Consider the following 11,079-nt stretch of genomic DNA (forward strand, 5'->3'; position numbering starts at 1 on the left):
TAAGTCCTTAAGCGATAGCTATAACGCTATCGATTAAGGGTAATACCTAATCTAACGACAACATTAAGCACTTCATCATTAACCGGTAATGGTATTTTATTGCCAGTAATTTTTTCACCATTTACGGTGATTTCAGCCACGCCGTGCCCTACTCCTTGATTATCTTCAACACATAATTCTATTACACCATTATCACGCGTTAACGTTGCGTTATAGCCAAGCCATGATTTTGGAATACAGGGATTCATAACAAGGTATTGTGCTTTAAAGTTAATACCGAGAATAGCTTCAACGCCTAAACGATATGCCCAAGACGATGAACCCGTATACCAACTCCAACCACCGCGTCCGGCATGTGGCGAGACACTACCAATGTCAGCCGCTATAACGTAAGGCTCTATTTTATAGGTGTTCATGTCCTCTTGATTTAACGAATGCTCAATCGGATTAAGCATCCGAAAAATACGCATAGCACCGTCACCGTCACCTTGACGCGTTAGCGCCCACGCTAGCCATATAGCAGCATGTGTGTATTGTCCGCCATTTTCTCTTATGCCTGGAGGATAAGCTTTGATATAACCCGGATCTCTCATGGTCGCATCAAAGGGAGGCGTTAATAAGAGCACAACCTTATTCTTTTCATCGACGAGCTCATCTTGTGCTGATTGTAATGCCTGGGCAGCACGTTCTGGATCCCCTGCTCCGCTTAAGGTAGCCCATGATTGTGCGATGGAATCAATACGGCATTCTTGACAGCCTGCTGAGCCCCACGGCTGACCTTCATCGTCATAAGCGCGTCGATACCATTTACCATCCCAACCTGATTTTTCAATGGCCTGCGCTAATTCTTTTGCGCGATCACGCCACACATTCACCGACAGCTTTTCAGGCCACATTTCATGTATATCGGTAAAGGATTCGATCACCGCAATGGCAAACCAAGATAACCATATGCTCTCACCTCGTCCGCGCGCGCCGATACGGTCCATGCCGTCATTCCAATCACCAGCGCCCATCAACAACAAACCATGTTTACCTGACGAGTTAATACCGCGATTTAATGCACGCTTACAATGCTCAAATAAGCTATAGCCCTTTGACGTTGGCTCATACAAGGTGTATCGATTTTCTTCTCGGTGGCCCAAAGGCTCCCCCGTTAAAAAAGGTATTTGTTCATCAAAAATAGTTTTATCTCCGGTAACGTCGACATAATAAGCGGTGACATAAGGCAGCCATAGCAAATCATCTGAAAAATGGGTTCGCACACCTCTGCCCATTGGCGGGTGCCACCAATGCAGCACGTCGCCTAAATCAAACTGGTGCGCGGCACTTTCTATGATATGTTTACGCGCTATTGCTGGCTCTGCATAAACCAATGCCATAACATCTTGTAGTTGATCTCGAAAACCATAAGCGCCACTTGATTGATACAATCCACAGCGAGCAAAAATTCGACAGACTAACGTTTGATAGAGTAACCATTGATTCATCATTAAATTAAATGAAGGCTCTGGGGTTTTAACCTGCAGTGAGTGGAATAAACGTGACCAGCGTGTGCGCACTTTTTTCCAATTGTCAGGGAGAGTTTGTGGTTGCTGCCATTTTTCGATGAGCGCTTGTGCATGTTTTGGGTCATCACCTTGACCAAATAAAAACAATACCTCTGCAGCCCCATTAGCAGGCACATCAACATGTATTTGTAACGCGGCACAGGGATCAAATTTAGCGCCCACGGAGCCGCTAAGCCCCCAACGTTCTAAAGCTTCGGGTGTGCTAAAACCACCTTCTCTCCCCAAAAACTCAGATCTGTCACCAGTGAAACCATGAACTTGTCTATCTGAACACAGAAAGGTCATTCGTTCAGAGAAAGCCGCATTCCATACATTTCTCGCGAGTAGTGCATTTGTTTTGGGATCAAATTCCGTAACAATATGAGGCGCACTGCTCGAGCGCGCTGCACCTAATACTAATTCTGCATAATAGGTAACCGTTAAACGACGCGCTTTACCTTGGGTATTTTTCAATGCTAAGCGCGTTATTTTAACGGGATCTTCATGGGCAACCATTACGGTTAGCGCTTGTTCTAAGTGGTGTGAATTACTGCGCCATTGACTATAACCTGCGCCGTGTGTTATTTCGCAAAGGTTACCCGTACCAATGGGATCAGGCGTAACCGTCCAAACTTGGCCTGTTTCTTCATCACGTATATACACCACTTCGCTCGGGCGGTCTTTAACAGGGTCGTTTGCCCAATGGGTGAGTCTATTTTCACCGCTATTAATAGCCCAAGTGTAACCACCACCAGATTCAGACACTAAACAACCAAAATTTTCATTGGCGAGTACGTTAGACCATGGTGCTGGCGTGGTTTGATCTGGCGCTAAATAAATAACATATTCATCACCTTTAGGGCTAAAGCCGCCGGTACCATTAAAACAAACGAGATCAGTACGACGTTCAACTGGCAGACTTACTGTTGAGCCTATTTGTGCTGCTGTGGCGACGAACGTTGGCAAGCAATTTTCTTTGCTATCTCGTGATATTATTTGTTTATCTAAGGAATCATGGTCACTTAAAATGGCATGAGCGGTCGCTCTGAGTAAATCTCCTTGTTCAAGCGACATTTGACCTAGGTGAAGCAAATGTACCCCGCCGCGTTGCCCAAGTAGAGTTTGTGCGCCAATGTCCTGTAATAGCCCCTGAACTTTGTCGCTAATTTCGTCAATATAGCCGCTACTTCCCTCATGAATAATAACAAAATCAATTTCTAGGCCCTTTATGTGCCATTGCTGATGAGCACACATGAGCACCCGAAGCAAAGCAACGTTAGTTTCATCATGTAAACGGAACAGTAAAATAGGAAAATCACCTGAAATGCCAAAAGCCCACAGTGCAGACTGATTCAGTTTATTTTTTTTGATGACACTTTTTTCTACCCGAAGCGCTGCATTTGATTGCATGAGTACGGATAAAAGGTTTTGCAGTTGGGGTAAGTAAGGTACCGCATATTCACAGTTTTTCATGCCTAAACTGGCTTTGAACAGCGCATCGTGAAACACTAAATCAATAGAGGATAACACTTCATAACAGTGGGCTATCTCAAACAAAGACCGACGCGAGCTACTCGCAATAGTAACAAAAGCGAGTTTTTCTGTGGCAAATGCAGACAGCTCTACAGTTGCTTGCAAAGACATAATCGGGTCTAAGGTCCAACCCAGAGATTCTGACAAGCCATCACGAAGTCCTTGAGGATTTTGTGAACTGCCGTTACGACCCATAAAGTGCGCACGGTCTGTTTCAAAACTGGTTAATTTTACGGCATCGCTATCACACAAAAAGCGATGCATAAGCGCAGGAGGCTTTTCATTCGGCTCGCGTGAACGACGTTCAAATACAAGCGCATTCATGCTTTTAGCGAGTTCACTATGAATAAACAACTTACTAAACGCCGGATGGCGTTGATCAGCGCTGGGTGCTGTAAGCACAACTTCAGCATACGTTGTTATGGTAAGACGACGTACCTCTTGGGTATCATTAATTAACGTTATACGGCGAATTTCAACATCATCATTCGCCGACAAGGTTAAGTCCATACGTAATGATATACCATGATCTTGTCGATGAAATTCAACCATATGTGAGTGAAAAACCACATCGTACTTTTTATTGGTTTTATTCATCGGTAGCCGACCAACAGACCACATTTCACCACTGTCTTCATCACGCAGATATATCCAAACGCCCTGGCTTTCAAGGGTAGTGTCTGGCAACCAACGGGTTAACGCATTATGTCGCCAGTTAAGTCCACCCGCGCCAGAGTCGGTGATCAACGTATTGAGGCGACCATTACCCAGTACGTGAACTTCGGGAAAAGCACCACACAATGCCGGTTTCCACGTGGGTAGATGAGGTAGATTATGTACCTCAGAATCAATTGCTTCTTCCGCTTTGGTGATAGCATCTGTTGGAAATTCAAGTGAACTATCTAACGCCAGTTGTTCATGCAACAACAGATCAACCGTTTGCACAATAGTACTGCGTTGAAAACGCGTTACATGTGGCTCTTTAAACAACACATTAGCTAACGCAACAAATATCATGCCTTGGTGATGCGCCATATGTGAACGAACAATAGTAAATTCACGATTTAGAGGTAGACGATTTGGGGTATAATCTATTGCTTCATACATACCATAAAGATTTAACATGCCCAGTTCGCTAAGTCGTTTTAGATTATCAGTAGCTCGCTGAGGATAAATAGCCAGTGCTAACGCAGTAGCATAAGGCGCGATAACGGTATCGAGTTCTAGGCCACGCTTGAACCCTAAACTCGGTACACCAAACGCACGATATTGATAGTTATGTTGAATATCTACCGTCGAATAACCTGATTCAGATATTCCCCAAGGTGTTGAACGTTTTTCACCACTTCTAATTTGTTCATCTACGGCAACCTGTTCACTTTGGGCAAGTAAGGTTCCTTCTGCACTACATATTAATAAGCGAGGCATTAGGTACTCAAACATCGTCCCCCCCCAAGATATCAATACATTTTGACCCGAGACTTTGGTAATCGAACGACCCAATGCGAACCAATGTTTGGTGGGTATATCGCCCTTACCCATAGCAACAATACTGGCTAGCCTAGCTTCTGACGCCAATAAATCATAGTGATGGGGATCCATCACGCCAGCACTGTCATTGAAACCTATATGAAAGAGTTGTGTATATTCATCATACAACAAACGAAAATCCATTCCGGCAACTTCAGCAAGACATTTTTTTGATATAGTGCGCAGATTTTTTTGCAGTTTTGAGGCATTTTGCATCGAAGTATTGAGAGAATTATCGAGGGTCGTCAACCATACAGAAATGGCATTGTCTGGATTTTCGTTCCATAAATGCGGTTTTTCTTCACGTAAATTTAGGATGATTTTTTTAGCCATGACACACGCGGGTGATATTTCGGCCAGTGGCAGTGTTGGCCGTAATATACGGCGTAACATCATTAGGCCATCATGATACTTCAGCGCATCGGCTTCATGCTCTGAGGTGCTAGGACAAGTTAACATGGTTAACCATGGAAATAATCTATCCAAATCTCGTTGCATATCACGTAAATGTGCATGTGCTCGTCCTACCCATACACGAATATTTCGTAAAACAGTGACCCCATGGGCAGATGATTTTTTCGCCAAGATATTTACCAAATGGCGATCAAATTCAATAAAGTCATATTCACAGAACTCTTGTATGGTTAACCACCAAATCTCGTTATTATCGCGCGCAGTTGCCGCTTTATTACGAATCTGGGCCGCATGCTCACACAGTGTTGTAAATTCTTCTTTGTTATCACAATCGAGTTTAGCTACTGCTTCTTCAATAAGTGCGATGGTGTCCATTAAACCATCCCAACGTGTAGGAGAAAATATCGGGCTGTTTTGTATAGTTTTACATCCCTCATTAAGCGTTAATAATGCCGCAGCCAAATTGCCACTATCAACCGTTGATACATAACGTGGTAACAGTACTTCTAGGGTCTGGGTATCGTACCAGTTAAAAATATGCCCTCGGTAGTGCTCCAATTTTGATAGTGAATCAAGACTCGCAAGTACGCGTGAAACAAGTTCAGTTGGCCCAATATAACCAAAGTCCCAAGCCGTGAGATTTGATAGAAACATCATGCCAATATTGGTGGGTGAGGTTCGGTGAGAAATAATACCATGGGGGTCTTCTTGGTAGTTATCAGGCGGTAACCAATGGTCTGCAGGCCCAACAAATGTTTCAAAGAATAACCAAGTACGTCGAGATAGACGCCTTAGAAAAACAACATCATGCTCATCTAATTGCTCGACTGTTTTAGGTATTGGCTGGCTGATTAACCGGGCAATTTCTGGTGATAGCAACCAAAGTATTAAAAAAGGAGCCGCAATAGGTAATGCGGCTACATTTGTGTAAAAAATAATAATCGCGAACAAGAAAGTTAATAAAATTCCCGGAGCCATTTCTCGCCAGTAATACCATGAAGAATCTTTATTTTTTAAATGTTTATCTGTATGCGCTGCACTTAGCCATTGCAGTAAATTTTGTTGAGAGATTGTTATTCTAAAGAGTGTTCTAATTACCGCATCAAGGGCAACAATGGCTTCGTGTGGCAGAAAAACAATCAACATAAGCCAACGACCTGTATTTGATAATATTTTTGGGCCTAAATTTTCAAAGTCATTCCAATGAAAATGTCGAGTAATGCCGATAATGAAATGACCTATTTGGTGACCCACAGGCGCAATAAGCGCTAACGCCGTCCACACTAAAGGGTTACCTGGTAACCAAATCCAACCTACCATTAGCCACAAAAGCAAAGCTGGGGCTAATACACTTCGTCGTAAATTATCAAAAATTTTCCAGCGCTCAATTAAATCAATGTCATTTCGGCAATAACTATTATCACTTAGCCTAACCCGCCGTTTCAACCAAGGAAGAAGCTGCCAATCACCGCGTATCCAACGATGTAAGCGACGTGTAAAGGCTAAATAGTGATTAGGAAAGTCCTCATAAAGTACAATATCTGAGGCTAGCGCGACACGACTTTTAATGCCTTCAAATAAGTCATGACTTAACACCGTATTTTCTGGCACACACCCCTGTAAACACCGTGTAAATGCGGATACATCATAAATACCTTTGCCAACAAAAATACCACAGCCAAAGAGGTCTTGATAAACATTAGACACCGCTTGGCTGTATATATCTATAACACGGTCACCCGATGCTAATCGTGAAAACCATGTACTCTCTGCACGCGACGGTGCTATTTCAATACGCGGCTGAATGATGCTATATCCAGCAATTATCTTGTCAGTTTTATCATCAAAAACAGCACGATTTAACGGGTGAGCTAGCGTACCAATTAAACGCGCCGCCATACCTCGGCTTAACTGCGTATCGCTATCAAGGGTAATAACAAAGCGAATGGCCCCCAGGGCTGAACTATCACCTTCACTAAGACTAAACGCGGAAGATTTTTTATCACGTAAGAAGTGATTAAATTCGTCAAGTTTTCCCCGCTTGCGTTCCCATCCCATCCAACAACGTTCACTCGCGTTATATTTTCTCTCTCTGTGTAACAGGTGAAAAGGAGCTTTTCCATCAGCACGGTACTTGTCATTAAGCCCTATTATACCTTGACGAACATGTCCTAAAAATTGGTTATCAGTTGGTTCAGTTTCTTGGGCGGCATCTAAGTAATCGGTAAGCAACACAAAATGTAGCGCGGGATCGGTATTTGATAAATAATGTCGTTCAATGCGTATAAGCAGTGAGTCAATTTCCTCAATACTGCCTAGCAAGGTCGGTATGACAATCGCCGTAGGAAAATCTGGATTGATTTTTTTATCAAAATCGAGTTTATTAAGAATGCGTGGTGGTATTAAACTGGTTAAAGTCCAATGTAATGTAGACACTGCCAACATAGAGGCAGGAATAAGTGCTAACAACGAGCCAATCACTAACTGCGCTATATTGGCGTAGTTAATGTATAAATAATAGCAGGCAAAAAATTCAGTTACGCCGATAAATGATACTAATAGCGATAAGTACAAACCAATAGCGTGTTTTTGTAGTAACCGTTTACCGCGTTGCTTCAATGAAAGGTGATAATTGACTTTTTCTTCTAAAACAGCTTGTCCATCATCTACCAACCAGAAACCTACATGGCTCTCTCGTTCATTATTTGGTTCAGTTTCGTCTGCCAGTTCGAGTGTACAACGCGCTATATCTTCTTCACTGTAAGACGTAGCACGCGCTAATTTTTCAATTTTTTTACAATATCTATCTCGACTTTCAAAATCTAAGTGAGCATAAACACCAGCGGGATCATTACGCAACTCCTTTTCGACGACACTCACTTGTTCAAAAAAAGTACGCCATGGAATCGTTTCAATTACTGATAAACAATGTAATGCGCGCCCTAAACAATCAATATCATCAATAGCAGTGGCTGTTGATTGCCCTGCCTTACTGGGTTTATAAGGTAAGTTAAGTTCGGGGACAATACGCACTACACTGGCCATAACCAGCTCAATACACGCTAAGCGCAATAACGTAGGTAATGCCCATAATTCAGCGATATCAAGAGGTGATTCTTTTTGATATGCCTGAATAAAATTAACCAATATCGGCATAGCTATTTGTATACCGCCAGCGGCGAGTAAACCACTGGCTATATGATAAGCCCTCGGTAAATGGTCATGACCTTTACTACTTTGTGTGCTGGGTAAAAGCTTGTAGTAATCCTCAGGCATATCAATTTTTATTTTTTGGAGGGATCGCTCTAACACATAACTATTATCAAATATCCATTCCGCTACTTTTGCCGTATTTATATCAGCAGTATTAAACGACTTTTTAGCATTTTCTATCCAGTTAGGTATTTTAGGCAATGCAATAAGCAATGGAATTGGCTTCGGTTTTTTCGAAGACAGTACGTGACTTAATGCCAACTCTTGCGCTTTTATTTCAACAAAACCCGTATTTAACTTTCCGAATTCATAAGTCATAAAGCCGCCTGTAAGGGCAAGCGAGACGACGATTCTAGTAGCGAATAATCGAGTTTATCAACTGCTTTTCTCTGCGATATATTTCCACGTAAAAGCATAACGGGCACGTGGCAATTTTCTAGAAAATCGAGGGCTGTTTTGCCACAATATTGGCCTTGGTGGTTGGAACTTCCATGGGCTGACATAATCACCATATCAATTGCTTGAGCATCAACAATATTAATTAATTCATCTGCAACACCATGATTATTAATTAATGATGTTTTAACAGGAATGTCTGTCGTTGATTTTAAACGTGATTCTATTTTATCGAGATAATGGGAGGCAACGTTCCAGTTGTACTCTCTTATATTTTCAGCAAGAGCTAAGCCCTCTGAATTTAGCGGCTCCATTTGCGTAATGCCCGATTCTGGAATCACGTGCGCAAGGACCATTTCACAGTGCTGATAATTAGCGATATTAACAGCATAGGCGAGTGCACTCTCAGCCCAACTCGAACCATCTAAAGGCACTAATAATTTACGAAAACAAAGCGTCGAATTATTGTCATACCTTTTGTGTGTCGCCAGTGATTTGGCCGGTATGAGCAATATAGCGCTGGAGGTTCCTGAAATTAATTTTTGAGCGGTACTTGCTAACGGCCACTGTGTTTGTCCGTTAGTTCCATGACTGCAAAGTACCGTAAGGTCAACATTGTGTGTATTTATCCAATGGTGTATCTGTTCTGCAGGTTGGCCTTCTATCATCTCTGCAGACACTAAAATATCCCAATTTCTGATCTCAGATTGAATGGTATTAAGGTAACGTGTAGCTTCATGCTTTTGCATTTCCCACTCAAAGCAATCCATAGGTGAGTTGGAGTCTAAATCAGATTTTTCAAGCACATGCAAAATGGTAATTCTAGCACCAAAACCGCGTGCTAAAGTCACCGCGAATGGTATTACCTGTTTAGATAATTCAGAAAAATCGAGGCAAACTAAAATATGTTGCATAATAACTCCTTAACGCTAAAAGCTTACGAGTAAATAAGTTATCTGTGAGCATAATAAATAAGCTAACTTCACCTGACACTCGTATGAATTATTAGTATATTTGACGAGATAAATATCCGAACTGATAATTGTCAGACAAGGTTAGAATTGTTAATTTATGTTATTAATTGGAATGGAATTTGTAACGATTAACCAAAAGCAACCTAGCCCAAGTTGCTTCTATTATTTGTGTCGTTATAGAGGGGGTATTTGAATTGAATGTAAGGGGTCATTTGAAATGATTTAGGTATTATCTCGAACGATTACTCTTTTCGTGTTGTGCTATTATTTTAGCAATTTTTCTTTTAGCCATTTTTTCTATATCGCCAAATGAAAACGAGACAGCAATGGTAAAACTCTTTTCAGATATTTCATCAACCCTCACCACCGTACCAAACATTAAGGTAGGATTTTCGCCATTAAATTTAATCGCTATTTGAATCGAATTATTCACACAATAATGTTGTGACGTTTCAAATGACACCCCACCAAAAGAAATATTCTGAGACGTTGCCTCTTGAATGGTAGCACCATCAAAGTTTATTTCTTTCACCTTTATTTTTTTCACTAATGGCACCCGTAAATAATGGCGATTTTCATTTTTAAACACTTTAATATTATTTTTACCCGCACCTTTGGCTCGATATAAAGCACTATCGGCAGAATAAATAAGTTCGTCGGACGTTTTTGCATGTGTGGGATAAACGGCTAGTCCGCCACTGATGGAAATGTGAAGTTTGGAACCATTTTCTAGAAAGACCTTTTCCCTAACTTTCGAGCGAATTCGATTACTCAGCATCAACGCATCTTTATAGCCAGTGTTTGGCATAAGAATAACAAATTCTTCGCCACCATAGCGCAGTGCAATATCGCTTTGTCGTATTGAATTCGATAATAATTTTCCGAACTTATGCAAGACCAAATCGCCCACTTGATGTCCGTAGGTGTCATTAATAAATTTAAAGTCATCCAAATCTAAAAAAACTAAAGACAACTCAGAATCTTCCCTTTGCGTTAACGCAAGCAAATGTGTGAGGGTGTCATTAAAGCAGTTTCGGTTAAACAAGCCTGTCAGGCTATCAATGGTAGAGTGATTGACTAGACTATCAAAGTGTTCATGGCTGGTAAGTTTTGGATTGCGGATTAATTGGCTCATGTGCGTAGATAAATAGTCACAGATAATGGCAATTAAAGGTAATGGCCGGCCAACTTGCTTGTTTAGCCATAAGGCATGTAGTTTGACTTCTTGCCAACAGGTCATAGCTTCATCACGATTTAAATGTAAATCAGCCATTACTTGAAAAATGACTTGGCATGCGACATGCCGATATTCTTCTACTATATCATTAAGCTCACTCAACAATTTAAGGCTACAGGTTGATTGTTTGATACAATTAACGACATTTTTTTTAAGTGTGAAAAGGAGGCTATCTTCATCCTTTTTTTCAAAATCAAATTCAAAATCAAAATCAAAATCAAATTCATTGAAC

Annotated in this window: 3 protein-coding genes; all 3 read right to left on the reverse strand. The window is 41.4% G+C overall.

Annotated elements, in window-relative coordinates; translation table 11 throughout:
• Window positions 1-26: 26 nt before the first annotated feature.
• The gene (locus tag H4J39_RS08520; protein ID WP_182227380.1) at window positions 27-8,558 is read right to left on the reverse strand and encodes a GH36-type glycosyl hydrolase domain-containing protein; all 8,532 of its coding nucleotides are present in this window, start codon (window positions 8,556-8,558) and stop codon (window positions 27-29) included.
• A complete protein-coding gene (locus tag H4J39_RS08525) occupies window positions 8,555-9,550 on the reverse strand; it encodes a universal stress protein (protein WP_182227382.1) in 996 nt (331 codons plus the stop codon). The genes H4J39_RS08520 and H4J39_RS08525 overlap by 4 nt, the downstream gene beginning before the upstream one ends.
• 289 nt (window positions 9,551-9,839) lie before the next feature.
• Window positions 9,840-11,079 (reverse strand): diguanylate cyclase (locus tag H4J39_RS08530; RefSeq protein ID WP_182227384.1); only part of this gene is annotated, 1,240 nt, incomplete at its 5' end.

The organism is Colwellia sp. Bg11-12 (assembly GCF_014076955.1).
Taxonomy (GTDB): Bacteria; Pseudomonadota; Gammaproteobacteria; order Enterobacterales; family Alteromonadaceae; genus Colwellia_A.